The sequence below is a fragment of the Macrococcus armenti genome, from assembly GCF_020097135.1.
In the GTDB taxonomy this organism is placed as follows: Bacteria; Bacillota; Bacilli; order Staphylococcales; family Staphylococcaceae; genus Macrococcoides; species Macrococcoides armenti.
Genome location: NZ_CP083608.1, coordinates 726,027 through 752,114 on the forward strand (window position 1 = coordinate 726,027; position 26,088 = coordinate 752,114).

Sequence of the window (26,088 nt, forward strand, 5' to 3'; positions counted from 1 at the left end):
GGATAATATGCTTTTTCAAGGTTATGAATATCACAAGTCATATTTGCTTACGAAAGAGACGAATGCCTCAGTAGATAAAGCAAAGGTGATACAACTTAATGACTTCTTATTATATTGCAGTGAAGATTTAAACGTATCAGAAGGGAAACATGAATCCATTCGTACACTCATTCTTGGATATGCGCTACATATAGAAGATGCAAATAAAATCGATGAACAAATTGCAGAGGAACTAGCGCAATGTTACGCAAATGAAAAACAGTTCCATACGTATCTTGATGAACTTGGTGGACGATTTGTACTCATCGTATGTGACGATAAAACGGTTAAAGTATATCCGGATGCAACGACGATGCGCAGTATTTGTTACAGCGAAGTGACGAATACGTTAGCGTCACATGCACGTATCGTATATACGTTTGACCAGATGTATTATGAAACGACATATCCACTTAGAAACTTTAAAGTAAATGGCTTTTTAGATTACACAAAATTTGAAGGCATTTATAAACTTATTCCAAACAATTATAGAGATATGGAAAGTAAAACAAATGTCCGTTTCTTCCCACATGAGCAGTTTACGTTAAAGGATAATGACCAAATATTAAAAGCATTGCTGCCATATTTAAATGAAGAGCGTAAATGGTTGCAGGATAAAGATACGTTCTTATCATTTACAGGTGGTATAGATTCCCGTGTTTCGTTATCGATAATGCATGATAGAAATTTACCTTTACTTACATACATTAGCGATAATCCAAACAAAACAGCATTCGCAAAAAAAGCATATGCGAATGACAAAAAAATTGTAGAAACAATTACGGATGACTTAAACTTAAATCATCATATGCTGATGATGAATCGTAAAGCCGTAACAGAGCAGTTCAAAAAAGCATATAACCATAAGTTTGAATCAGCGCATTCATCAACGCTTGCGTATGAATATACTCAACTAAGTCAATATAAGGATAAACTGCAAATTCGCTCTACAATTCTCGAAATGGGTAAAAAAGTATATAATACTGAAGTTTATAACGATAATGATTTTGATGCATATTATCGTATCATTCACTTTAAAGCGCCTGACAGTTTAAAGGCATTACCTGACTTTAAAGCACAAATTATAGAACCGTTCTTAAAGAGAACGTGTACTGACGTTCATGCGATTACTTCAAAAGGATATTTTATTGCAGACATTCATTATCATGAACAACGCATGGGCAACTGGCACAGTAATATTGTCCAAGAAACAGATGGCGTGTTTGATCAGTTTGCATTTTTCAATTGCCGTAAACTCATGTATTTAATCGCATCACAGCCGATTGATGTGAGAGCGCAGAACGAATTATTCAAACAAATCATATATCATTTCTGGAAAGTACTTTTATTTTATCCGATAAATGAAAAAGAGGATTTATATAAACAATCGACAACATTACAAGCACAATTACAAGCACTTCAAACAATGAACAAAGTATCAAACGACATCGTGATTAAACATAGTGCAAATATTGAGCAGACGGACAATGCTTTCCAGCCTGTATTACCGATACAAGCAGGACAGAAGTATGAAACACGCATAAAAAATGTTACGAAACAACCATTAACGATAAATGTAAAAGGCCATTACAATAATCCGTTAGGGAAAGGGAATATATTTGTAAAACTTAATAACGAAGAATACGATATTTTAGATTTATATCAAGGACAGCACGTAACAATCCAAAAAGGCAAAAAATTATATATTACTGTAACGTATAAAAAAGACTTTGATAAAATATCGTGGGCTAAAGCAGGGAAAGTAAGTATAGAAATTGTATAGAAGTGTAGGTGGAAGTTATGAAGAAAGTAACGATGTTTGTATGGAACCATTTCACGAATGATGCACGCGTTAATCGTGAATGTACAGCATTATCAAATAAATATGATGTGAATCTTATCGCAATAGATGATCCGAAAGATATAAATGTAAAACAATTTGAAAAGGTAAACGATCATTTCCATGTGACGCGTGTTAAGCGATATCCATTGGTAATAACATGCTATCAGCGCGATAAAAATAAATTTCTATTAACAGTTGGCGCAGTTTCAACTGTTATTAGCGCTGCATTTTTATATATTAACTGGATGCTCCTGATTTATTTCGCATCATGTATGCTCATGGCACTTGCAACATTTAAATTACGTAAGTTCAGAAAACACTTCGTAAACGCTGCAATCATATTCAGAATGATAAAAGCAGGCTATAAACAAAATTCAGACATATACCACGCAAATGATCTGAACACATTACCTCAAGGAATCATCTGTTCAAAGTTCAGATTAAAACCAAAAAAATTAGTATATGATTCACATGAAGTACAAACATCAAGAACTGGATATAAACCAGAAAAAATCAAACGTTATGAATCATTTATGCTGAACTTCGTTGATGAAATGATGGTCGAAAATCATACACGCGCAGCACATAATGAAAAATTATATGGATTTTATCCGAGAACGCTTTATAACTATTCTGAACTATACAATATTGAAGAAAAACGTAAAATTAATTTGCATGAACAACTCGGACTTCCTGAAAACGAAAAAATTCTGCTCTATCAAGGAGGACTACAAGAAGGACGTGGACTAGAACGTCTTATTGAAATGATGCCTCTAATAAAAGAAGGAACGCTCGTGTTTATTGGTGGTGGAAAACTAGAGAAAGAACTGAAACGACGCGCAGCAGAAAGCAGTGCGAAAGAACGCATTAAATTTATTCCGAAAGTCCACTTTAAAGACTTACCATCGCATACGAGAGAAGCGTATATCGGATTCCAGGTATTACAGAATATATGTTTCAACCATTATTCAGCATCAAGCAACAAATTGTTTGAATATATTATGGCGCACGTACCTGTTGTCAGCTGCGCGTTCCCTGAAGTAAAACAAGTCGTTGAAGGTGAACAAGTTGGAATTGCCGTAGACAGCCATAATACAGAAGCAATAGCGAATGCTGTAAATGAATTATTATCAAATCAGGAATTGTACCATCAAATGAAAGAAAACTGTAAAACTGCGAAACTTAAATACAACTGGTCAGTTGAACAGGAAAAACTATTTGAAACATATGAAGCTGTCGAACAAAAAGAGACAGCATGGATAAATAAGCAGTATGTGAAACAGAAAGCAGGTGTGACAAATGCCTAAAGTGAAAGTGCGAAACGTTTCAAAAATATACGACTTAAATACAAGTAAAAAAGATAAACTTATCCAGCTCTTTACATTCGGTAATCTATACAAAGAAAAACCATACTATGCGCTACGTGACATATCATTTGATGTTGAGGCAGGCGATTCAGTAGGAATCGTTGGACTGAACGGATCAGGAAAATCAACATTATCAAATATACTCGGAGAAGTAACACAACCGACAACTGGAACGGTAGAAATCGATGGTAAAAGCTCACTGATTGCAATATCTGCCGGGCTTAACAATGACTTAACAGGTGTTGAGAACATAAAAATGAAATGTTTAATGCACGGGATGAGTGAGAAGGAAATCGATGAAAAATTCGATGACATCGTAGCGTTCTCTGAACTGGATCAGTTTATATATCAACCAATCAAATCATATTCAAGCGGAATGAGAGCAAGATTAGGGTTTGCAATCGCAATACATACTGAGCCAGATGTATTAATTGTGGACGAAGCATTATCAGTCGGAGATGCGACATTCTCTAATAAATGTATCGACAAAATGAGAGAATTCCAGGAAAAAGGCGTTACAATCTTTTTCGTATCGCACTCATCAGCACAAATTAGAAAGATGTGTAATAAAGCATTATGGCTGCAGTTTGGGGAAGTAAAAGAATACGGTGATTGCAGTACAGTTACAGCAAATTATACAAAGTATATGAATGTATATAAGAAGAAGCCGAAAGAAGAACAGCTTGCATATAAAAAAGAAATGATCCAGAAACAGCAGGAACAGTGGGGAAAACTAGAACGCGTAAAAGAAGAACGAGATATATTTGAACCAATCGTTGGCATTGCATCGTTTTGTTTGTTTGCAGTTTGTACGTGGTTACAAATAATTCAGTAAGTAAGGGGAGTGTTTATGGCTTCAATCGATGTGAAGGATTTAAATCGTAGTTTTCTTGAGGAACACAACAATCAGCGTGTCGTCATTAAAAGTGAAGGCTTAAATTTCTATATAAAACTTGCTTTGAAAGAAACAAGTGATAAACTCGTTGTGTTTTCGAATGGAGCGATAGATCCAAGTAAGAAAAAGCCACCATTATTCATGCGATCTAACTGGGTTGAAGATATGACGTACAGCGCAGTATTTATAGACGATAAAACAATTCATAATAGCCCGCTTAGAATAGGATGGGGTGTAGGGAATAAAAATAGACATTACTTGATAGACTATTCAATTATCGCTAAGAAGATAAGTCATGTACTAGATATTAAAGACGAAAATGTATATTACTTTGGGTCATCTGCAGGAGGATTTATGGCATTAGGATTAGCGACGTTTCATAAGGATGCGACGGCTATCGTGAATAATCCGCAGACAGATGTGATGAAGTATGAAAGAAGTGCATATGTTAAATTATTCGAAAGAGTGTTCAGAGGCATAGACATATCAACGATACAGAATATTTATAAAGTAAGATTATCGATTATCGAAATGATAAAACAATTTCAATATGTACCTAAAGCATACTACTTTCAGAATAGATTTTGTGAAGGGGATATGAAGTATCACTTATCGCCGTTTGAAAAACAGTTGGATGAACTAAATTTAGATAAAGATGTAGTGAATATTATTATTTATGAAGATGAAATTAGAGGACATAATCCACCGACGAAAGAGAATACATTGAAATATATAGATATGGTTGTGTATGAGAAGGGGCTAGAAGCGGATGATGCGTTTTTGTTTCTGAATGAATACAAGCCAGTTGAAGAAACAAATGATCTGGTGGATGATGTTGTCGTTCATCATGTTAATAGTGAGATAGTATCGTCTTCAGGAGATAATGGGTTCCTGAGTTGGGTGAAGGGCTTATTGAGAAAGTAAGTGATGAAGCGGTAGTGCTGTTGCATTACTGTTTTTTTGTAAACATTAATAATATTTTGTTTATATTTGTGTAAAACTAAAGCAATTTTTAATTTATCAGTCTATACAAATAAATATTATGATATTATTAAGAGTAGAAAATAAATAGGTCTTTAGGAGGCAAATATGGAAGAAGTAATTGATATTTCGAAATTATTGAATTTATTAAAGAGAAATTGGAAGTTTATTGTGAGTTTGTCTTTGCTTGGTGCATTGATTGCTGCTGCGGTAAGTTTCTTTTTAATTAAACCGACGTATTCAGCGTCGACGCAGATTCTTGTTAATTCAAAGGAAGACAAAACACAATTTGAACTTCAAGCAAACCAGACTGATTTACAATTAATCAATACATACAATGAAATTATTAAATCACCAGTTATACTAGATAAAGTAGCAAAAAACTTAAACGTTAACAATGATCTTGCTTCAAAGATTTCAGTTTCAAATGCAACACAATCAAAAGTAATTACAATTAGCGCAAACGCTAAAAATTATTCAGATGCAGCTAAGATTGTAAATGAAACGGCACATGTATTCTCAAAAGAAGTTGGGAAAATAATGAAAACTGACAATGTTACTGTATTAACAAAAGCAGATGAAAACTTAAAAGCGTCACCTGTAAAACCAAAACCATTATTAAATACAATCATTGGGTTAATACTGGGGCTTATTATTTCATTAGCACTTATTATTATTAATAACTTACTTGATAAACGTGTTAAAACTGAAAATGACGTTCAAGAAATATTGAATTTACCTGTTATTGGAATGATTCCTCACTTTGATGAGAAAACTTTAAAATAGAAAGAATGGTGTAAAGATGTTTAAAAGAAAGAGTAAATTAACTAATCTAACTAAAGAAAGAAAATTAATTACGCACTTATATCCTAAATCAACGATTAGTGAACAATATAGAATGATTAGATCAAACATTATGTTTTCAGGAGTAGATAATGAAATTAAAAAATTAGTGGTTACATCTGCTGCTCCTTCAGCAGGTAAATCTACTACTGCGGCAAACATTGCCGTTGCATATGCGCAAGCAGGTAAGAGCGTACTTTTAATTGATGGAGATTTACGTAAGCCGACAGTTCATTACACATTTGAAACGAAAAATGTATTTGGACTTTCAAACTTGATTACTGATCAAATTAATTTGGAGCAAGCTGTTCAAAACACGAAAGTAGAAAACTTATCAATTATGACATCAGGTCCGATTCCGCCAAACCCAAGTGAGTTGTTATCTTCTAAGAAGTTTAAAGATTTAATTCAAAGTTTTGAACAATACTTTGATATGATAATTATAGATACGCCGCCTGTTTTAGCAGTTACAGATGCTGTAATTATGTCAACAGTAGTCGATGGCACAATTATTGTTACAAATGTAGAAACTAATAATAAACATCATTTACTAAAAGCTAAAGAGGTTCTTGAAAAATCAGATGTTAATATACTAGGAGTAGTATTAAATAATGTGGAGAAGTCTGGTAAAGATGATTATTATTACTATGAGTATTACGGAAAATAATTAACGGAAAGGGTTTTAATAATGGATGCTAAAGCAAGAACGATGTTTTTAATTTTTTTAGACTCATTAATAGTATCACTTTCTGTTTATTTTTGTTTTTCTATACTTAAACCTTTTTTTCCTCAAAACGACTATAACTCGTTATTAATATATTCAATAATTTTATTACTTAGTCACCATTTATTTGCATATATTTTTAATCTTTACCATCGTGCATGGGAATATGCAAGTGTTAGAGAGTTATTAGCGATTGTAAAAGGAGTAACAGCAAGTATAATCCTTACAATAATTTTAGCGTATTTCATAAACGGTCAAGTTTTTATGCGACTTATATTTATTACATGGATGATGCATTTAATATTAATTGGTGGGTCTAGAATTAGTTGGCGTGTTTTAAGAAGTCAAATATTAAATAAAAATTTTGAACTTATTCCAACTTTAATCGTTGGAGCAGGAAAGGGTGGAAATTTATTAATTCATCAAATGCTTACAACACCAGCTATGGGAATGAAACCAGTAGTTGCTGTAGACGATGACAAAAATAAAAAGAACATTGAATTAACTGAAGGTATACGAGTTAGAGGTGCAACTAAAGACATTCACAGCTTAGTTAATAAATATGACATTAAAAAGATTGTTATTGCAATTCCTAGTTTAGAAAAGAATAAACTAAAAGAGATTCATAAAATAGCTACAGATACAGGTACAGAAGTATTAATAATGCCGAACATTGACGATGTCATGGCAGGGAAATTAGAAGTTTCCCAATTGAAAAAAGTTGAAGTTGAAGATTTACTTGGACGTGATCCTGTTCAATTAGATGATGAAGGTATCTCGGATCAAATAGCTGGGAAAACTATTTTAGTTACAGGTGCCGGTGGTTCCATCGGTTCTGAAATATGTCGTCAAGTCGTTAAATATAAACCGGCAAAGCTAATAATACTTGGGCATGGTGAAAATTCAATTTATTTAATTAATGAAGAATTAAATAGTAAGTTACTTGGTAGTGTTGAAGTAATACCAGTTATAGCAGATGTACAGGATAGAGAAAGAATGTTTGAACAGATTAGTAAGTATAAGCCTGATATTGTTTATCATGCAGCGGCTCATAAACATGTCCCTTTAATGGAATATAACCCAACTGAAGCTGTAAAGAATAATATTCTTGGTACTAAAAATACTGCTGAGGCTGCATTGAATGCAGGTGTTTCGAGGTTTGTTCTCGTTTCTACTGATAAAGCAGTGAATCCTCCGAATGTAATGGGAGCTACTAAACGTGTAGCTGAAATGGTGATTCAGGCATTAGATGCTCAAAGTAATTCTACTCGTTTTGTAGCTGTTAGGTTTGGGAATGTTTTAGGTTCAAGAGGGTCTGTTATTCCGAAATTTAAAAAACAAATTGAAGAAGGAGGACCTATTACAGTTACACATCCTGAAATGACAAGATATTTTATGACAATACCTGAAGCTTCTCGTTTAGTAATTCAAGCGGGTGCACTCGCTAATGGTGGAGAAATTTTTGTGCTTGATATGGGTGAGCCTGTTAAAATTGTAGATTTGGCAAAAAATATGATTAAATTGAGTGGCTTTACGGAAAACGATATAAAAATAGAGTTTTCAGGCATTAGACCTGGTGAAAAATTATTTGAAGAATTACTTAATGAAGATGAAATTCATCCAGAACAAGTCTATCCAAAAATTTATATCGGCAAAGCGAAAAATGTAGATTTAACTTCAATTGAAAATATGATTCCTAAATTGTTGGAAAGTAATGACTTAAAAGCAGACTTACTTGAATTTATTAATACATAGGAGGAAATTATGAAATTTGGTATTGTAGGATGCGGTTTTATCGCAAAAAAACATGCAACAGCTATTAGTAATATTGAAGGTGCAGAATTAGTCGCAGTATGTGACAAAGTTGAAAGTATGATGCAACCATACATTGATGAATATGGTGCAAAAGGCTATACAGAATTATCAGATATGCTTAAATCAGATGTTGATGTTGTTTGTATTTGTACGCCATCAGGCTTTCATGCAAATTTAGCAGTAGAAATTGCTGAGGCTAAAAAACATATTATTGTTGAGAAGCCAATTGCAATGAAGCTTGAAGACACAAAAATAATGATAGAAGCAGCTAAGAAAAATGAAGTGAAATTACAAGTTGTTCATCCAAATAGATTTCGTCCAGTAGTTATGGAATTAAAAACAATTTTGGACAAAGGTTTACTTGGTAAAATCTCACATGCAAATTGTATTGTCAACTGGAATAGAGGGCAAGAATATTATGATCAAGCACCTTGGCGAGGTACGAAGGCACATGATGGTGGCGTATTAATGAATCAAGCGATACATAATTTAGATTTATTACTTTGGTTTATGGGCGAACCTGAATCAATTTTTAGTATGGAAGCAACGCGATTACGTAATATCGAAGCTGAAGATGTTTCGTGCGGTATTGTAAGATTTAAAGATGGTGCACTCGCAAATATTCAAGCGTCAACAACTGTTTATCCTAAAAATTATGAAGAATCAATTACTATCTTCGGAGAAAAAGGAACAGTAAAAATTGGTGGCGCAAATGCGCTATACTTTGAACATATTATATATGAAGGTATGGATGAAAAAGAGATTGAAGGATTAAAAGAAAATATTCAAAATGACCCTTGGGGTACCCCTGGTCATCAAAGAATAATAGAAGATATGATTGATGCTATTCAAAATGATAGAACACCTTTAGTACCAGGTGAAGAAGGCGAAAAATCATTGAAATTAGTATTAAAAATGTACGAGTCAGCAGAAAAACAACAACAATTAAATTGGATATAAGGGTGGAATTAAAATGCATACACAATTAATAGAGAAGTTTAATAATAAAACAGCTACAATCGGAGTTCTCGGATTAGGATACGTTGGTTTACCACTTGCAGTTGAGAAGGCCAAAGCAGGATATAAAGTTATTGGTTTTGATGTACAGCAAGAAAAAGTTGATAAAGTTAACGCTGGAGAAAACTACATCGGAGATGTTATTCCAGAGGATTTAACGAAACTCGTAAACGATGGTATGCTAAGCGCTACAAATGACTTTGCAAAAATTTGTGAGGCCGATGCTGTTGCAATTTGTGTTCCAACTCCAATAGATATTTATAAACAACCAAATATGAAGTATGTAGAATCTAGTGCTAAGTCTATTGCAGAACATATTACAGAAGGTACTTTAGTAGTACTTGAAAGTACGACTTATCCAGGTACTACAGAGGAAATCATTAAAACAGCAATTGAAGAAAAAGGGTTTAAAGTTGGAGAAAATGTGTTCATCGCTTACTCTCCAGAACGTGTAGATCCAGGTAATAAGCAATTTAAAACTAAAAACACACCAAAAGTTGTTGGTGGTATTACTGAGAAATGTACTGCTGTCGCAGCAACAATGTACCGTAATGTTCTAGAGGGAGATATTCATGAAGTTTCATCACCTTCAGTTGCAGAGATGGAAAAACTTTTAGAAAATACTTTCCGTAATATTAATATTGCATTAGCTAATGAGATGGCTATGTTATGTGAGAAGATGAATATTGATGTTTGGGAAGTTGTGGATGCAGCAGCAACAAAACCTTATGGATTTATGCCATTCTACCCTGGACCTGGTTTAGGAGGTCACTGTATTCCGATTGATCCATGGTACTTAACTTATAAAGCACGTGAATATAATATTCATACAAAATTAATTCAAACAGCTGGTGAAATAAACGACTCAATGCCTGAGTATGTTGTAAGTAGAATGATGCAATTATTAAACAAATCTAAAAAGGCGCTTGCTGGTTCGAAAGTTTTAGTATTAGGTGTTGCATATAAAAAGGATATTGATGACTATAGAGAAAGTCCAATTTTACCAATTTTGAATTTATTAACTGAAGCTGATGCTGAGTGGGAAGTTGTAGATCCTTACATCGGGCAGTTTAAGTTAAATAAAGAAATGGTTGAAACAGTTGAAATGACTGAGGATAAAATTCAGGAAGCAGATATTGTTTTAATTGCGACTAATCATAGTGATTTTGATTATGAATTAATACTAAATAAATCTAACTTGATTTTAGATACGAGAAATAGCTATGCAAAAGCAGAAGATAACAAATATAATAAACTTTAATAAGTTAACAAACTCTACAATAGCATTGATGATAGGGATATTTGGTGGGCAATTAATCAATTTAATTGCCATGCCACTTATCACAAGAATATATTCACCGACAGATGTTGGGATATTTAGTCTGATACTCTCTTATTCTTCTATTCTAGTTATTTTTATGACGCTTTATTTAGAAAAAGCTATTGTAATATCCAATGATAATAATGAGAGAAAGAGTATATCTAAACTTATTTTATTCGTGAGTATTATTATTTCATTGCTGTCGCTTTCTTTACTTTTTCTAGTTAGAATATTTATAGAGTTTGATATATTTGTATATATCGAGTTAATTATTCTTTCATTTTTTATTGCTGTAAATCAACTTATATACTCATTATTAAATAGTTACAAAAAGTATTTAAATATGGGAATCTCAAGAATAATTATTCCAACTTTATTTTCGCTTTTCGGAATAATTATTTTTCCTTATTTACTACAAATAAATAGTTCGTCAGAATTAATCATTTCACAAATACTTGGATACTTAATTTCACTAATATTAATGATATTATTCAGTAAAGCAATTATATTAGAAGTTTTGTACGCTAACATAAATGAAAAAATCTTGAATACTTTATACCGCTATAAAGAATATCCTATTTACAGCGCGCCACATACATTGCTTGACTTAATTGTAAATAATTTTGTGTTCTGGTTTATAACTTATATCTATGGTGCTCATTATTTAGGACTATTTTCATTTACTTTTAGATTACTTAAAGCACCACTATCTATAATAGGTGCATCATTATCTCAAAGTTATATAAAAGAACTATCAATAGATGTTGAAACAAAAAGCTTCGGCTTGATACGAAGAAAATATTTAAAAATGATTACTCGTTTAACGTTATTTTCATTAATGACGTTTCTTCCGATATTATTTTTGGGAGATGATATTTTTAAATTATTGTTTGGTGATTCATGGTCAGAATCAGGGAAAATTGCAAGTATTTTATCAGTCTGGCTAATTATCAACTTTATAGGTTCTCCTATAGTAGCAAGCTATTTAGTATTCAAAAAACAAAAAGTAGCGTTTCGATTCTCAATTAGTCAAAATATTTTATTAATTTTGGCAATGTTAATATGTTATTTACTTAAAACAAGCTTTTATAAATTTTTATTAATTTATACTTTAGTCAATTTGTTTAATAATGTCGTATTCTATGCTTGGATAACAAATTTGATATTAAAAAAGAGGTGATAAATTGAATAGACTTCTATTTACAATTATTTATATTTTGGTGTTATTATCATTTCTTTCAACTTCAGTAATAGCAATATTTAATAATTTCACTACTTTGATTAATATTTCAATCATATTAATAATAATTATTATATTTATCAGGAATAAGTTTAATAAAAGTGAATTTATATATTGGCTGCTTCTTTCTTCAATTATATTAATAACAGTAATAATGAATCAAATTATGAGTGAAGCGACACTTATAGGTGTTTTTAATTTAATTTTTACCCTAATACTTCCTTTGCTTTTAATTGCTAATATTGAAAATGTGGACTACTTATTTAAACATGTCTTTAAACTTAATTATTTTGCAATGTTTTTAGTAGTAAGTTTAACAGTTTTGCAGTACTTTAATTTTTATAAAATAGCCTATAATACGAGAACAAATGGTTTAAGATGGATTTTTGAAAATCCGAATACTTTTGGTATATTCCTAGTATGCTTATTAGCAATTGCATTAATGAATAAACATATTAAGTTAAATATTATCTACATCGTTTTAATAGGATCTCTAGTATTATTTACAGGTGCAAGAAATAGTATAACTGTGTTTATTATTTTAACTATATTGTATTTTATTCGTAACAGAACCAAGTTGTTATTTATATTACCATATATATTATTTATAGCTTTTCTCGCTCTAGTGTTTATCAACTTTGATGAAGGTGTGAATTTGGTTTCAAATAAATTAAATAATGGTAAAGATATCAGATTTGAAATTTGGGATTATGTAATACATACTTTTATTTTAAAAAATAATTATCATTTAATTTTTGGTTACGGAATATCTTTTGGACCAATAGATTATTTTGGGGGTATATCTCCCCACAATTCATATTTAATGATAATTGGTAAATACGGATTAGTTGGATTAATTGCCTTATTATCATTTTATTTAAAAGTATTTTTTAATAAAAATAATAAATTTTATATTTTGATATTATTAATAGCGATTGCATTATATGCTATGTTTGAATCATCTATGTTTAATGGGCCTAATCCAGAGTGGATAATCTTTCTTTTATGCATTATTTATTTAAAAAACTTGAATGATAAGGAAGTAGCATAATGGATATAATTACTATTTCACATATGTTTCCAACTAAAGAAAAGCCACACTATGGAAATTTTGTACAGGATCAACTTCTAGAGTTAGACAAATATGTTAATTCAAATACTGTAGTAATTCCAAAACCTTATTTCCCAATTCTTAGAAACCTATCATATATGGATAACCTTAATTCTGAACTGTTTTTTAAATACTATAGCTTAGCAAATAATACAAATATCATTTATACAAAATATCTTTCATTACCGCGAAAGCTTTTATTTAATCAATCTGGAATTTTAATGTATATAAATTTTTTAAAAAATGTAAGACATAATTTCAATGAAGTAGATTTAATACATGCTCATGTTGCTTTGCCAGATGGACAATTCGCAATGAAATTAAATGAAAAATATAATTGTCCATATATAGTTACTGTGCATGGACAAGACATGCAGGTTACAATTAAAAATAAAGGCAGAAAAAGAATTATTCATGATATATTATCAAAGAGTAAAGGGATAATATTTGTTAGTCACAAATTAGAGAATATATTCATAAAGGAGTTTCCTGAAATAGCTAGCAAACGGAAGTTTATTTCTATTCCAAATGGCTATGATAAAGCTTATAATTTAAAACAGGAAAAAAACTTTAATAACGATTTGAGGATTGTTAGTGTTTCAAATTTAAAAGCTAGTAAAGGTGTTTTATATAACCTTATGGCTATTAAGTTATTGCAGGATAATGGTATTAAATGCAAATATGAAATAATTGGGGATGGTCCTGAGTTAGCAAATTTAAAAAACTATGTCCAAAAAAATAATATTAATGATATTAAATTTCATGGCTTTAAAGAAAAAAATGATATTATTAAAATATTTTCTAAAAGTGATATTTTTTCTTTGCCAAGTTATGAAGAAGGATTTGGTATTGCATATTTAGAAGCAATGGCTAGTGGTTTACCAGTTATTTCGGTTATAGGTGAAGGAATTACTCCATACTTACCTGACAACTTAAAGTTTGAAGTTAGACCAAAAAATTATATGGATATATATTCTAAATTAATGAAATATAATGATTTGTCTATAAACGAAAAAATAAATCTTTCAAATAATGTTACAAGTCATGTCAAGTTAAATTACTCATGGGATTTAAATGCAAAGAAAACTTTTGAATTTATGTTGCAAAGTTTGGAGGAAAACTAATTGAGTTATAAAATAAAAGTTTGTCACATTACATCTACTCATAAGCTTAATGATGTAAGAATTAATTTAAAAGAATGTACTTCACTTGCCAAAAAGTATGATGTATATCTGCTAGGGAATGATATAACTTACGGGGATGTAAGCGGAGATGTGAAAGTTATTAATATTAAAAAACAAATTAAAGGAAGATTAGATAGATTTCTGAATCTAAAAAAAGACTTATTAAAAGAAGCATTAAAAATAAATGCAGATATTTATCATGTCCATGATCCGGATTTACTTCAAATTTGTTTAGCTTTAAAAAAATATAAAAAAACTATTATATTTGATTCACATGAAGATGTCCCAAAACAAATATTGGCTAAAAATTATATACCCAAATATTTAAGAGTCCCTATTTCATTTGCTTATGCCAGATATGAAAAATTTATAACTCAAAAAATTGATGCGGTTGTTGCAGCTACACCAAGTATTAGAGACAAATTTTTAAAGTATAATTTAAACACGATTGATGTTAATAACTATCCATTATTAAATGAGTTTGCAGAAAGTAAAGCAACTAATTTTGAAAATCGAAAAAAGCAGATTACATATGTAGGGGGATTAAGTAAAGAGAGAGGGATTGAGACTATAATTACCTTATCCCAAAAATTGCCACAATATAATTTTAAAATTGCAGGTAATTTTTCAAGCAAAGAAGAAGAAATTAAATACAAATCGATGGTTCATAACGAAAACATCGAATTTTTAGGACATCTAAATAGAAAAGAAATCGTTTCATTATTAATAGAATCAATGTTTGGATTGGTGTTACTTGAAAAAAATGAAAGATACGCTGAGTCATTACCTATAAAAATGTTTGAGTACATGGCTGCAGGGCTCCCATTTATTGCGACAGATTTCACTTTATGGAAAACTATAACTGATAATGCACAAACAGGCTTTTGTGTAAATCCAAATAATTTAGAAGAAATACAAAATATTTTAATGAAAAACATAGAAAATCCTGATGTGATAAATACACAATCTCAAAAAGGTATAAATTATGTTTTTAATAATTGCAATTGGGAAAATGAAGAACAGAAATTACTTAATTTATATAAAAAATTGGAGGAAATTTAATATGAAAGTGCAAATGTTAGATTTAGGTGAACAATATCAAGGTATTAAAGATGAAGTTATTCAAAAGCTTGACGAGGTTATGTCATCTTCAAGTTTTATTTTAGGGCAAAATGTAAAAACTTTAGAAGCTGATGTGGCAAACTCTAGCAATTGTAAACATGGTATCGGTGTTGGAAATGGCTCAGACGCTATCCACATTGCATTGCAGGCAGCTGGAATTGAAGCAGGAGATGAAGTTATTACAACTCCATTTACATTCTTTGCTACTGGTGGTGCTATTGCAAGAGCGAATGCTACTCCAGTATATGTTGATATTGATCCTGTTACTTTTAATATTGATCCTTCAAAGATCGAAGCAGCAATAACTGAAAAAACTAAAGCAATTATTCCGGTACACTTATATGGTCATATGGCAGATATGGAAGCGATTATGGAAATTGCTAAAAAGCATAACTTAGTTGTAGTTGAAGATGCAGCACAAGCTATTGGCGCATCAATCAACGGTAAACAAGTAGGTGAGTTAGGAACTGCTGCAACATATTCTTTCTTCCCTACTAAAAACTTAGGTGCATATGGTGACGGTGGTATGCTTGTTACTAATGATGACAAACTTGCTGAAAAAGCTAGAGTAATCCGTGTACATGGTTCTAAACCAAAGTATTATCATCATGTACTTGGCTATAATAGTCGTTTGGATGAGTTACAAGCTGCGATTTTAAATGTTAAATTCCCGCATTTAAAAGAATATAGTGAAGCACGAAGAGAAAGAGCTAAGTTTTATACTGATCAATTAAACGAAAAAGTATCAGAATATGTTACTACACCAACAGAAGTTGAAGGATACCACCATGTGTATCATCAATATACACTTCGAGTTGAGCGTCGTGATGAGTTACAACAATTTTTAAAAGAAAATGATATAGCATCAATGATTTATTATCCAATGCCACTACATTTACAACCAGTATTTAAAGAGTTAGGATACAAAGAAGGAGACTTCCCTGAAACTGAAAAAGCAACGAAGGAAGCATTATCATTACCAATGTGGCCAGAATTGAAGAGAGAACAACAAGAATATGTAATTGAAAAAATTGTTGAATTCTACAATAAGTAGGTGTTAAATAAAATGAAAATTTTAACGGTAGCAGGTACTAGACCTCAGTTAGTTAAAATAGGTGCTGTATCAAGGAAATTAAGAGAAAAGTTTACGGAAGTACTAGTTAATACTGGTCAGCACTATGATTACAATATGGCCGGTGTGTTCTTTGATGAGTTGAAAATTCCAAAACCAGATTACGATTTAGGAGTCGGTTCAGGATCTCATGGAAAACAAACTGGTGAAATGATGATAAAATTAGAAGAAGTTTTTGATATCGAAAAACCAGATGTTGTTTTAGTATATGGAGATACAAATTCAACATTAGCAGGGGCGATAGTGGCAGCTAAAAGATTGATTCCATTAATTCACATTGAAGCTGGTTTACGAAGCTATAATAAAGCTATGCCAGAAGAACAAAACAGAATATTGACAGACAATCTTTCAGATTTATTATTTATTCCTAGCAATATTGCAATGCAAAATCTTCATAGAGAAGGTATAACAGAGGGCATTTATAATGTTGGTGATGTTATGATGGATGCAGTACTTTATAACGCACAATTAGCAGAAGAACGATATAACCTTTCTGATTATGGATTAACTCCAAAACAGTATATATTAGGTACAATTCATAGAGCTGAAAATACGAATGACGTTAATAAATTAACAGCAATATTAAAATCGTTTGCAAAATTAGATAAAATTGTCTACTTACCATTACATCCAAGAACTAAGAAATTGATAAATGAATATGGTATTAATGATATTGTTGATGCATCAAGCAATATTAAAATTGTAGAACCTATATCTTATCTAGAAATGCTTTTACTTGAAAAGAATGCCTATGCAATTGTTACAGATTCCGGTGGAGTTCAAAAAGAAGCATATTTTTCTAAAGTGCCATGTATCACTTTGAGAGATCAAACTGAATGGACAGAAACCATTGATTTAGGATGGAATAAACTTTTAAATCCTTTAAATGAAGATTTATCTATTGCGCTAGATAATATTAATACTGGCGAAGATATTTATGACGCATATGGAGATGGGTCTGCAGCTGATGAAATTGTTAGAATTATTGAAGAAAAATTTATAAAATAAAAAGCCAGTTTAACGACTGGCTTTTGTTAAGTACATATATTATAGGAGTGATATATATGACAATTCAAAAAGGAAATAATGTTGTTATTGGTAAAAATGTAGAGTTTGGTGAAAATATTATTATTGGAAACAATGTGGTTATTTATGATAATACAAAAATTGGATCTAATGTTATTATTATGGACAATGCAGTTATTGGTAAGACGCCTACAAGAGCAAAATCTTCAATTTTACCAGAGATAAAAGAATTACCTCCTTGTGAAATTGGTAATGGTGTGACGATTGGAACGTCTGCTATTATTTATGTTAATGCAAAAATAGCTGATGATGTATTTGTAGCTGATTTAGCCACAGTTCGTGAAAGAGTCGAAATTGGAGAAGGAACAATTGTTGGACGTGGAGTTGCAGTTGAAAATGATTGTATTGTCGGTAAGAAATGTAAATTAGAAACGAATTGCTATATTACAGCTTATTCTACTATTGAGGATTTTGTATTTATTGCTCCTTGCGTTGTAACTACAAACGATAACTATTTAGCACGCGATAAGGAAAGATATAATCATTTTAAAGGTGTAACAGTAAAAACTGGTGGAAGAATTGGAGCTAACTCTACAATCTTACCTGGTAAGGTAATAAATGAAGATGGGACTGTAGCTGCCGGAAGCATTGTTTCTAAAGATGTTGAGAAAGAATCTTTAGTTGTAGGTACACCTGCAAAAGAGATTAGAAAAGTTCCAGAATCACAATTGTTAAGAAATCAGGAGTTGTAGTTATGGAGATTTGGATTTTCAATCATTATGCAATTGGACCAAATTCGGGTGGAGGTACAAGACATTATGATTTATCTAAATATTTAGTGAAAAAAGGGCATAAAGTTAAAATATTTGCATCTTCATTCGATCATCAAACTAGAAAAGAAAAACATTTATTTAATAAAGAATTATATAAAAGTGAAATACATGATGGAGTTGAATTTATATGGATAAAAACACATCCATATAAAGGAAATGATTATAATCGTGTATTAAATATGTTATCTTACTTTAAGAATGCAAAAAAAGTCTCAAAGTTAGTAAATGGAAATCCTGATTTAGTTATTGGAAGTTTAGTCCATCCATTGGCTGCTTATTTAGGTTATATTGTATCTAAAAAGAAAAAATCTTTGTTTTATTTTGAAGAAAGAGACTTATGGCCTCAATCATTAATTGATTTAGGTAAAGTTACAGAAAAAAATCCAGTTATTTTTTTGCTGTATAAACTTGAAAAATATTTGTATAAAAAAGCTGATAGAATTATAGTATTATTTGAAAATGCAAAAAACTATGTTGTATCTAAAGGGATTAATGAAGAAAAAGTCTTGTATATACCTAATGGTATTGATATGAATCGTTTAGAAACAAGTAACAGTTCATTACCATATGAATTAGAAAATTATTTCAATGAAAATAATGGTAATAATATTATTGTTTATACAGGAACACATGGTTTAGCTAATAATTTAGATGTAGTATTAGATGCTGCTAAAGAAATCAAAACTAATACTCAATTTCTTTTTATTGGTGATGGGCCAAATAAAGAAAAACTTATTCAAAGGAAACTAAATGAAAAAATTGAAAATGTTTATTTTGCTGATCCTGTAAATAAAGATTTAATTCCTACAATTTTACAGAAAAGTAGTGTTGGTTTACTGCCATTAAAACATTCCCCAGTTTTTAAATGGGGGATAAGTCCAAATAAATTATTTGATTATATGTCAAATAAACTACCTGTAATTTTATTATGTGATATTGAAGACTCTCCTTTGCAACAAGCAGATGGTGGTTTCGTATTTAAAAAAGATTTTAAAAATGAGTTGGTGGATTTATTAAACAATATTAACAAATATGACTTGGAATCTTTGGGTGATAATGGCTATAATTTTGTTAAAGAAAATCATAATTGGGAAAAAAATTCTCAGATAATAATTAATAGTGCTATCCAAGATAAGAAAAAATGAGGTTATTATGATGAAAAGAATTTTTGATTTTTCAGCAGCTACTTTAGGACTAATTGTTGTATCTCCAATTGTTATCGGTACAGCTATTGTTGTAAAGAAAAAGATTGGATCGCCAATCTTATTTACGCAAACACGACCAGGACAATATGGTAAACCATTTCAGGTTTATAAGTTTCGTACGATGACGAATGAAACTGATGAGAATGGTAAACTACTTCCGGATGCAGATCGATTAACTGAAACGGGTAAATTCTTACGTAATTATAGTTTAGATGAGCTACCTCAACTTATTAATGTAATTAAAGGTGACATCTCATTAGTCGGACCTAGGCCATTACTAATGGAGTATAATGATTTATATAATGATGAACAACGTCGTCGTTTAGATGTTAAACCAGGTATAACAGGATGGGCACAAGTTAATGGACGTAATGCACTATCATGGGAAGAAAAGTTTAAATTAGATGTTTGGTATGTTGATAATCAATCATTTATGCTAGATATGTATATACTTTATCTTACTGTAATTAAAGTATTTAAGAGTGAAGGTATTAATCAGGAAGGTTCTGTTACTGCGGAGAAATTTAAAGGAACTCCAAGTAATGCTTAAAGTAACTTTACTTGGTAATGGTGGGCATGCTAAGGTTTTAAGAGACATTATTAAGAGAATAGATAAAGTAGAGTTATATGCTATTTTAGATGAAAAAATAGAGAATAAGTATATAGAATCTAATGTTATTTATGATACTATGAATAATTTAAATGATTATAAAAATACGCAATTTATTATTGCAATTGGTAATAATCATGTAAGAGATAAACTAGTTAATCAGTTTCGTTTATCAGATAGCAATTTTATAACAATAGTAGATCCGTCTGCTGTAATTTCTCCAACTGCAACAATAGGTATAGGCACAGTTGTAATGCCGAATGCAGTGATAAATGCAGATGCAGTAATTGGAAAACATTCAATAATTAATAGTGGTGCAATTGTTGAACATGACAATGAAATTGGAGATTATACTCATATTTCTCCAGGTGCAGTCTTATCAGGTACAGTTACTGTAGGAGATTATACTCATGTCGGATCAGGTAGTGTCGTTATACCTAATATAAATATTGGAGCACGTTGCATTATTGGAGCTGGTAGTGTCATAATAAAAGACATAGAAAGCAATGTAACTGCTGTTGGTAATCCAGCACGCATAATTAAAAGGAGCGAATAACATGGAAGAACGAGTATTTCTATCAAGCCCACACATGGGTGGAACAGAAGAAAAGTATATAAAAGAAGCATTTGATACAAATTGGATTGCACCACTTGGTGAGAATGTGACACAATTTGAGAATGCAGTGAAATCTTATACAGGTACGAAAGCTGCTTGTGCACTTTCTAGTGGTACCGGTGGACTTCACTTAGCACTTGATCTGCTAGGTGTAGGGCCAGGAGATATCGTTTTTTGTTCGTCTCTAACTTTTATTGCAACAGCTAACCCAATTATGTACTTAGGTGCGGAACCAGTTTTTATTGACTCTGATTTAGAAAGCTGGAATATGTCACCTTATGCTTTACGTAAAGCATTTGAGAAATATGCTGCAATGGATAAATTACCTAAAGCAGTTATGATTGTAAACTTGTATGGTCAATCAGCGAAGATGGATGAATTAATGGCTATTTGTAATGAATATAATGTACCAGTTATTGAAGATGCAGCTGAATCATTAGGAAGTAAGTATCATGGCAAGATGAGTGGAACTTTCGGTAAGTTTGGTATATTCTCATTTAACGGTAATAAAATTATTACGACGTCAGGCGGAGGTATGATTATCTCTGACGACGAAGAAGCGATTAATCATGCTTTAAAGAAAGCAACACAAGCAAGAGATAATGCGCTTCATTATCAACATAGTGAAGTTGGTTATAACTATCGATTAAGTAATATCTCAGCTGGAATTGGTCGTGGTCAGATGGAAGTATTAAATGATCGTGTTGAGAAAAAACGTGAGATTTTTAATCGATATGTTGAAGATTTAAAAGATATTGAAGGTATTTCATTTATGGAAGAGTTAAAAGATAGTTTTAGTAATCGCTGGTTATCTACGATTATTGTTGATAGTGAGAAGGTAGGAAAAACTTCAGTTGAAATCATTGAGCATTTAGCCCAGTTTAATATTGAAGCACGACCTGTATGGAAACCAATGCATTTACAACCATTATTTGAAGGCAAGGATTTTATTCAGGATGAGCAACAAGATGTATCTAAATTCTTATTTGAGAATGGTATATGTTTACCTTCAGATACTAAGATGACTAAAGATGTTCAGAATAAGGTAATTGAATATATTAAAACATTTATCATCGGTTAATATTTTATGAATCACCCCTCGATATATATCAAGGGGTGATTTTTTGCGACTTATAATCAAAATTATCATCATGCTTTTTATAGCAGTCATTTATTTTTTATTTTACTAATTAAAAACCCGAGCACCCTTGTGCTCGGATTCAATTATAATGTTATCTTCTGAAACAATACATCTTCCAGTGTGTACTTATCAAGCACCGCCATATATGCAGCAAGAGCTTCTCCTAACACACCTTGTAAACCGCACATTCCTGCTATCGGACAAGTATTCGTCTCGCGATCGAAGCATTCTACAATAGTCAATGTCTCTTCAGTTTTACGTATTAATTTCCCGATATTAATATCCTCTGGCTGAATCTTAATCTTCATCCCACCGCCACGGCCACGTGTCGTTTCTATATATCCAAGCGTCGCAAGATTATTCACGACTTTCGTAAGATGATTTTTAGAAATCCCGTAAAACTTCGCAATCTCTTCAATTTGTACGCGCTCATCTTTACGCGCGATATACATTAAAACACGCAATGAATAATCTGAGTAAAGTGTCAGTTTCATGGTCATCTCTCCTTATGTTCATTATATCACATTCTTTAATGATTGAATGATTTATTATATAAATGATTTGTATATTTTATGAAAGAAGTGTATATTAAAGGTGTATTTATAATATATCTTTCAATAGGGGGAACAATTATGTTAACTGAAGAAACAAAAAATATTGTAAAAGCTACGATTCCGGTATTAGAGGAGCATGGTACAGAGATTACGTCTGCATTTTATAAACATATGTTTGAACAGCATCCAGAGCTTTTAAATGTGTTTAATAAGACGAATCAGAAATTAGGACGTCAGCAAACAGCACTTGCTCAAACGGTTATTGCGGCTGCGAAACATATTGATCATTTAGAAGCGATTATTCCGAACGTCAATCAAATTGCCCATAAACATAGAGCGTTAGAAATTAAACCTGAGCATTATCCGATTGTTGGAGAAAATTTAATTTGGGCAATCCAGCATGTGTTAGGTGATGCTGCGACACCTGAGATTGTTGATGCGTGGACGAAGACGTACGGTGTCATTGCAGATGTGTTTATTAAGATGGAAGCGGCACTGTATGATGAAGCGGACTGGCAGGATTTCGTGTCATTTAAAGTTGTGGATATTAAGGATGAGTCTCCTGATATTAAATCATTCACGGTTAAGAGTGATGTTGTTGAATTAAAGCCGGTAAAAGCTGGTCAATATATTACGGTTAAAGTTCATCCGGAAGGTGAAGATAATGATGCGTTACGTCATTATTCTATTTGTTCTGTAGATACGTCACGCGGGTTAAAGTTTGCGGTTAAGCGTGATGTTGCAGGGGATGCAAAAGGTATGGTGTCAAACTACTTGCATGATAGTGTGAAAGTGGGCGATGAGTTATTGTTATCAGCGCCAGCGGGTGAGTTTTTAGTTGAGACAGATAATAAGGATATCGTATTAATCAGTGGTGGAGTAGGTATGACACCGCTAATGAGTATGTTACAAGCTGAAGTCGATACGCGTAACATTAAGTTTATCCATTCAGCTTATAATCGTGATGCTGTACCGTTTAAAGATGAGATTAAAAAGCTGCATAATCACGAGAATGTTCATTTTTACTTTAACTATTCTGAAACTGCAGGTCGTTTAAATAAAGAGAAGTTAAGTAAGATTATAAGTGGTAATGAAGAAATCTATATGTGTGGATCGGTTGCATTTATGGAAGGTATGCTAGAAATCTTTAATGACATGGGAATTGATAGAAGCCACGTTCACTTTGAGCCATTCGGTCCAAAGATGAGTATTACAGTTTAATATCTGGTAAATTGAACTAATAAAGCACAGCGTTAGCTGTGCTTTATTTTTTCATCTTTCTTCTCCTTAGTTCATTATTTTTATTTTATACGATTTTTAAAAAACTGTATGAAATTTCTGCAGTTTTTTAAAAATAGCAGAGCATTTTTTAATTTCTGATTTATTTCAGGTTATTTTGACGTGTAATTTTTGAAAAATGAGTTTTTGACAGATTTCATGATTGTTAGTATGTTGTCTGTGAGGTGACATATGATAGCGAAATATCATGAAACGAATGATAAGGTGTTGTTGCTATATGAATTACTTGGACGCGTTAATTTGTCGAAGAAAGATTATGATGTACTGATGCGTTATTTGTCTGGGCTTGAGGGTGAACGTAAGTTTCTGGATGTGATGCGTGATGTAGAGGGTGTTTTAATACTATGGGATATTTATCTTGAGGACTATAGTGCACAGTTTGATTTTTTAGTGATAGCTGGGCAATATGTGTTTCATTTTGATGTGAAAAATTATAGTGGTGTATATGAACATAAGGATGGTTTGTTTAAAGGTGCGAATGGTCGAGTAAATAAAAAGCTTATGTTGCAGCTTACAGGGAGTGAGGCGGGGCTGAATCAGTTTTTACTGCATCACGGTTTTCATTATAAAGTGGCTAGTCGCGTCGTATTTATGAACGAATCGTTTCAATTAATTGGTGACACGGATAAGTATATTTTATTCTATTATGATCTTGGGCGTGTTGTGGAATATTTAAAAGGGAATGCTGGTATAAGTGACGCTATGATGAGGTTGTGTGATACGTTGATTGCGCATCATGGTGATGATTCGAAGTTTTATAATATTGATGATTATGATATTGAAAATGTAAGAACTGGTGTACGTTGTCCAAAGTGTCGTCGTGTTGGGATGAGTCGTGATGCTAAGGGTCATAAGTATCGCTGTCGATGTGGGCATACGGTGAGTAATCGTGAAGCGGTTGATATAGTGTACCGAATGTTACAGGTGTTTCGAGTGAAAAGCATTCGTAAATGTGATCTGAATCGGCATCTAGGCATGCCGAACCGTACATTACAGAGAATTTTGAGCAATCATTATATAAAAAAAGGGATTAATCGAGGTACTTACTATGAAAAGCAGTAGAAATGGGACTGAAAATGGCACTGAAAAATGATTTGAATGCCATTTTCAGTGCCATTTCTGATTTATTAAGTAATATTGGCGCTCAAAAATGTACTAAAATATTACCATATTGAATAGTGGCCCGATAACTTGTGAGCACCAACAAAAAAGACACCCAACTTCAGTTGAGTGTCTTACAAAGCATTACTTCTGCGCACGTTTCGCGGCAAGTAATGTATTATTTAATACCATAGTGATAGTTAAAGGTCCTACACCGCCTGGTACAGGTGTAATTGCGCTTGCTACTTCAGATACTTCATCGTATACAACGTCTCCAGTTAACTTACCGTCAACGACAGTGTTTCCTACGTCTACGATTACTGCGCCTTCTTTTACTACATCTTTCGTAACAAGTCCTGGTTTACCTACAGCCGATACGATAACGTCTGAGCGTTTTAATACGTCTCCCATATCTTTACTGCGAGAGTGTAATAATGTAACAGTCGCGTTTGCATCTGTTAATAACTTCGCTACAGGCTGCCCAACGATATGACTTCTTCCGATAACTGCAACATCTTTTCCTTCTAAATCGATATCTGCATGTTTTAAAATTTCCATAATACCAAGTGGTGTACATGGAATATATGTTTCAACACCTGCGTATAAGCGTCCAATGTTAATCGGGTTAAAGCCGTCAACGTCTTTTTCTGGTGCGATCTTCTCTAATACTTTTGTTTCATCGATTTGTTTCGGTAGTGGTACTTGTACTAAAATACCATGAACGTTTGCGTCTTGATTTAATTTCTCAATTTCATCAAGTAATGCCGCTTCACTTGTACTTTCATCTAAGTGAATGATGCTTGAAGACATTCCAATTTTTTCAGCAGATTTCTTCTTGTTGTTAACGTAACTCTGACTCGCACCGTCGTTACCTACTAAAATAACAGTTAAGTTTGGCGTTACCCCTTGTGCCTTTAACTGTTCTACTTCCTGTGCAAGGTTTGCACGATAGTCTGCTGCAATTTTCTTTCCGTCTAATACTTTTGCTGCCATTCCAGTTCCCTCCATTTATTCGAACGTTTAATATTATTATAGCAGTAAACAATAGAGAAATACGAACAAAAAATTA

The 26,088-nt window shown here is 32.0% G+C and carries 24 protein-coding genes; 22 read left to right on the forward strand and 2 right to left on the reverse strand.

Annotated features, from left to right (window positions below; all coding sequences use genetic code 11):
* Positions 1–7 precede the first annotated feature (7 nt).
* The 20 genes from LAU42_RS03875 to LAU42_RS03970 all read left to right on the forward strand — a co-directional run bounded on the left by LAU42_RS03875 (position 8) and on the right by LAU42_RS03970 (position 22,005).
* Positions 8–1,822 (forward strand): hypothetical protein, encoded by a 1,815-nt coding sequence (locus tag LAU42_RS03875; protein ID WP_224184377.1) that lies wholly within the window; start codon positions 8–10, stop codon positions 1,820–1,822.
* 17 nt (positions 1,823–1,839) lie between these two features.
* Positions 1,840–3,189: a glycosyltransferase gene (locus tag LAU42_RS03880; RefSeq protein ID WP_224184378.1), complete on the forward strand. Its 1,350-nt coding sequence runs from the start codon at positions 1,840–1,842 to the stop codon at positions 3,187–3,189.
* Positions 3,182–4,084 carry an ABC transporter ATP-binding protein gene (locus LAU42_RS03885; RefSeq protein ID WP_224184379.1) on the forward strand — a complete coding sequence of 301 codons (903 nt, stop codon included), beginning with the start codon at positions 3,182–3,184 and terminating at the stop codon, positions 4,082–4,084. The genes LAU42_RS03880 and LAU42_RS03885 overlap by 8 nt, the downstream gene beginning before the upstream one ends.
* A 15-nt stretch (positions 4,085–4,099) precedes the next feature.
* Positions 4,100–5,068: a hypothetical protein gene (locus LAU42_RS03890; RefSeq protein WP_224184380.1), complete on the forward strand. Its 969-nt coding sequence runs from the start codon at positions 4,100–4,102 to the stop codon at positions 5,066–5,068.
* Between the two features lie 165 nt (positions 5,069–5,233).
* Entirely contained in the window at positions 5,234–5,911 is a 678-nt protein-coding gene (locus tag LAU42_RS03895) for a YveK family protein (RefSeq protein ID WP_224184381.1), read from the forward strand.
* Between the two features lie 16 nt (positions 5,912–5,927).
* The gene (locus LAU42_RS03900) at positions 5,928–6,635 is read left to right on the forward strand and encodes a CpsD/CapB family tyrosine-protein kinase (protein WP_224184382.1); all 708 of its coding nucleotides are present in this window, start codon (positions 5,928–5,930) and stop codon (positions 6,633–6,635) included.
* A 21-nt stretch (positions 6,636–6,656) separates the two neighbouring features.
* Entirely contained in the window at positions 6,657–8,447 is a 1,791-nt protein-coding gene (locus LAU42_RS03905; RefSeq protein WP_224184383.1) for a polysaccharide biosynthesis protein, read from the forward strand.
* A 9-nt stretch (positions 8,448–8,456) separates the two neighbouring features.
* Positions 8,457–9,467, forward strand: a complete 1,011-nt coding sequence (locus LAU42_RS03910) for a Gfo/Idh/MocA family protein (RefSeq protein WP_224184384.1) — start codon at positions 8,457–8,459, stop codon at positions 9,465–9,467.
* A gap of 7 nt (positions 9,468–9,474) precedes the next feature.
* Entirely contained in the window at positions 9,475–10,785 is a 1,311-nt protein-coding gene (locus LAU42_RS03915) for a nucleotide sugar dehydrogenase (RefSeq protein ID WP_420908215.1), read from the forward strand.
* Entirely contained in the window at positions 10,748–12,025 is a 1,278-nt protein-coding gene (locus LAU42_RS03920; RefSeq protein ID WP_224184386.1) for a lipopolysaccharide biosynthesis protein, read from the forward strand. Before LAU42_RS03915 ends, LAU42_RS03920 begins: the two co-directional genes overlap by 38 nt.
* A gap of 214 nt (positions 12,026–12,239) precedes the next feature.
* Positions 12,240–13,136, forward strand: a complete 897-nt coding sequence (locus LAU42_RS03925) for an O-antigen ligase family protein (RefSeq protein WP_224184387.1) — start codon at positions 12,240–12,242, stop codon at positions 13,134–13,136.
* A complete protein-coding gene (locus LAU42_RS03930) occupies positions 13,136–14,320 on the forward strand; it encodes a glycosyltransferase (RefSeq protein ID WP_224184388.1) in 1,185 nt (394 codons plus the stop codon). The genes LAU42_RS03925 and LAU42_RS03930 overlap by 1 nt, the downstream gene beginning before the upstream one ends.
* On the forward strand, positions 14,321–15,442 hold the full coding sequence (locus LAU42_RS03935; protein WP_224184389.1) for a glycosyltransferase: 1,122 nt from the start codon (positions 14,321–14,323) through the stop codon (positions 15,440–15,442). It abuts the gene before it with no gap.
* A 1-nt stretch (position 15,443) separates the two neighbouring features.
* A complete protein-coding gene (locus LAU42_RS03940) occupies positions 15,444–16,556 on the forward strand; it encodes a DegT/DnrJ/EryC1/StrS family aminotransferase (protein WP_224184390.1) in 1,113 nt (370 codons plus the stop codon).
* Positions 16,557–16,568: 12 nt separating this feature from the next.
* A complete protein-coding gene (gene wecB / locus LAU42_RS03945) occupies positions 16,569–17,642 on the forward strand; it encodes a non-hydrolyzing UDP-N-acetylglucosamine 2-epimerase (protein ID WP_224184391.1) in 1,074 nt (357 codons plus the stop codon).
* A 56-nt stretch (positions 17,643–17,698) separates the two neighbouring features.
* Positions 17,699–18,412, forward strand: coding sequence for an acyltransferase (locus LAU42_RS03950; protein ID WP_224184392.1), 714 nt, complete (start codon positions 17,699–17,701; stop codon positions 18,410–18,412).
* 2 nt (positions 18,413–18,414) lie between these two features.
* A complete protein-coding gene (locus tag LAU42_RS03955) occupies positions 18,415–19,638 on the forward strand; it encodes a glycosyltransferase family 4 protein (protein ID WP_224184393.1) in 1,224 nt (407 codons plus the stop codon).
* Positions 19,639–19,645: 7 nt separating this feature from the next.
* Positions 19,646–20,248, forward strand: coding sequence for a sugar transferase (locus LAU42_RS03960; RefSeq protein WP_224184394.1), 603 nt, complete (start codon positions 19,646–19,648; stop codon positions 20,246–20,248).
* The gene (locus tag LAU42_RS03965; RefSeq protein WP_224184395.1) at positions 20,241–20,864 is read left to right on the forward strand and encodes an acetyltransferase; all 624 of its coding nucleotides are present in this window, start codon (positions 20,241–20,243) and stop codon (positions 20,862–20,864) included. Before LAU42_RS03960 ends, LAU42_RS03965 begins: the two co-directional genes overlap by 8 nt.
* A gap of 1 nt (position 20,865) precedes the next feature.
* Positions 20,866–22,005, forward strand: coding sequence for an aminotransferase class I/II-fold pyridoxal phosphate-dependent enzyme (locus tag LAU42_RS03970; protein WP_224184396.1), 1,140 nt, complete (start codon positions 20,866–20,868; stop codon positions 22,003–22,005).
* A 143-nt stretch (positions 22,006–22,148) separates the two neighbouring features.
* Here the strand turns inward: LAU42_RS03970 and LAU42_RS03975 are convergent, their stop codons facing one another.
* Complete coding sequence (locus LAU42_RS03975; RefSeq protein ID WP_224184397.1) at positions 22,149–22,559, reverse strand: RrF2 family transcriptional regulator; 411 nt, start codon at positions 22,557–22,559, stop codon at positions 22,149–22,151.
* A 138-nt stretch (positions 22,560–22,697) separates the two neighbouring features.
* Here LAU42_RS03975 and LAU42_RS03980 point away from each other — a divergent pair, with 138 nt between their 5' ends.
* Entirely contained in the window at positions 22,698–23,840 is a 1,143-nt protein-coding gene (locus LAU42_RS03980) for a globin domain-containing protein (protein WP_224184398.1), read from the forward strand.
* A 249-nt stretch (positions 23,841–24,089) separates the two neighbouring features.
* Positions 24,090–24,980, forward strand: a complete 891-nt coding sequence (locus tag LAU42_RS03985) for a nuclease-related domain-containing protein (RefSeq protein ID WP_224184399.1) — start codon at positions 24,090–24,092, stop codon at positions 24,978–24,980.
* Positions 24,981–25,163: 183 nt separating this feature from the next.
* Here the strand turns inward: LAU42_RS03985 and folD are convergent, their stop codons facing one another.
* Positions 25,164–26,012 (reverse strand): bifunctional methylenetetrahydrofolate dehydrogenase/methenyltetrahydrofolate cyclohydrolase FolD, encoded by an 849-nt coding sequence (folD, locus tag LAU42_RS03990; protein WP_224184400.1) that lies wholly within the window; start codon positions 26,010–26,012, stop codon positions 25,164–25,166.
* Positions 26,013–26,088 lie beyond the last annotated feature (76 nt).

Excerpts from the sequence above, each read along its gene's own strand:
- LAU42_RS03875 (WP_224184377.1), top strand. The coding sequence starts at position 8 with ATGCTTTTTCAAGGTTATGAATATCACAAGTCATATTTGCTTACGAAA.
- LAU42_RS03880 (WP_224184378.1), top strand. The coding sequence starts at position 1,840 with ATGAAGAAAGTAACGATGTTTGTATGGAACCATTTCACGAATGATGCA.
- LAU42_RS03885 (WP_224184379.1), top strand. The coding sequence starts at position 3,182 with ATGCCTAAAGTGAAAGTGCGAAACGTTTCAAAAATATACGACTTAAAT.
- LAU42_RS03890 (WP_224184380.1), top strand. The coding sequence starts at position 4,100 with ATGGCTTCAATCGATGTGAAGGATTTAAATCGTAGTTTTCTTGAGGAA.
- LAU42_RS03895 (WP_224184381.1), top strand. The coding sequence starts at position 5,234 with ATGGAAGAAGTAATTGATATTTCGAAATTATTGAATTTATTAAAGAGA.
- LAU42_RS03900 (WP_224184382.1), top strand. The coding sequence starts at position 5,928 with ATGTTTAAAAGAAAGAGTAAATTAACTAATCTAACTAAAGAAAGAAAA.
- LAU42_RS03905 (WP_224184383.1), top strand. The coding sequence starts at position 6,657 with ATGGATGCTAAAGCAAGAACGATGTTTTTAATTTTTTTAGACTCATTA.
- LAU42_RS03910 (WP_224184384.1), top strand. The coding sequence starts at position 8,457 with ATGAAATTTGGTATTGTAGGATGCGGTTTTATCGCAAAAAAACATGCA.
- LAU42_RS03920 (WP_224184386.1), top strand. The coding sequence starts at position 10,748 with ATGCAAAAGCAGAAGATAACAAATATAATAAACTTTAATAAGTTAACA.
- LAU42_RS03925 (WP_224184387.1), top strand. The coding sequence starts at position 12,240 with ATGAATCAAATTATGAGTGAAGCGACACTTATAGGTGTTTTTAATTTA.
- LAU42_RS03930 (WP_224184388.1), top strand. The coding sequence starts at position 13,136 with ATGGATATAATTACTATTTCACATATGTTTCCAACTAAAGAAAAGCCA.
- LAU42_RS03940 (WP_224184390.1), top strand. The coding sequence starts at position 15,444 with ATGAAAGTGCAAATGTTAGATTTAGGTGAACAATATCAAGGTATTAAA.
- wecB (WP_224184391.1), top strand. The coding sequence starts at position 16,569 with ATGAAAATTTTAACGGTAGCAGGTACTAGACCTCAGTTAGTTAAAATA.
- LAU42_RS03950 (WP_224184392.1), top strand. The coding sequence starts at position 17,699 with ATGACAATTCAAAAAGGAAATAATGTTGTTATTGGTAAAAATGTAGAG.
- LAU42_RS03955 (WP_224184393.1), top strand. The coding sequence starts at position 18,415 with ATGGAGATTTGGATTTTCAATCATTATGCAATTGGACCAAATTCGGGT.
- LAU42_RS03960 (WP_224184394.1), top strand. The coding sequence starts at position 19,646 with ATGATGAAAAGAATTTTTGATTTTTCAGCAGCTACTTTAGGACTAATT.
- LAU42_RS03965 (WP_224184395.1), top strand. The coding sequence starts at position 20,241 with ATGCTTAAAGTAACTTTACTTGGTAATGGTGGGCATGCTAAGGTTTTA.
- LAU42_RS03970 (WP_224184396.1), top strand. The coding sequence starts at position 20,866 with ATGGAAGAACGAGTATTTCTATCAAGCCCACACATGGGTGGAACAGAA.
- LAU42_RS03975 (WP_224184397.1), bottom strand. The coding sequence starts at position 22,559 with ATGAAACTGACACTTTACTCAGATTATTCATTGCGTGTTTTAATGTAT.
- LAU42_RS03980 (WP_224184398.1), top strand. The coding sequence starts at position 22,698 with ATGTTAACTGAAGAAACAAAAAATATTGTAAAAGCTACGATTCCGGTA.
- LAU42_RS03985 (WP_224184399.1), top strand. The coding sequence starts at position 24,090 with ATGATAGCGAAATATCATGAAACGAATGATAAGGTGTTGTTGCTATAT.
- folD (WP_224184400.1), bottom strand. The coding sequence starts at position 26,012 with ATGGCAGCAAAAGTATTAGACGGAAAGAAAATTGCAGCAGACTATCGT.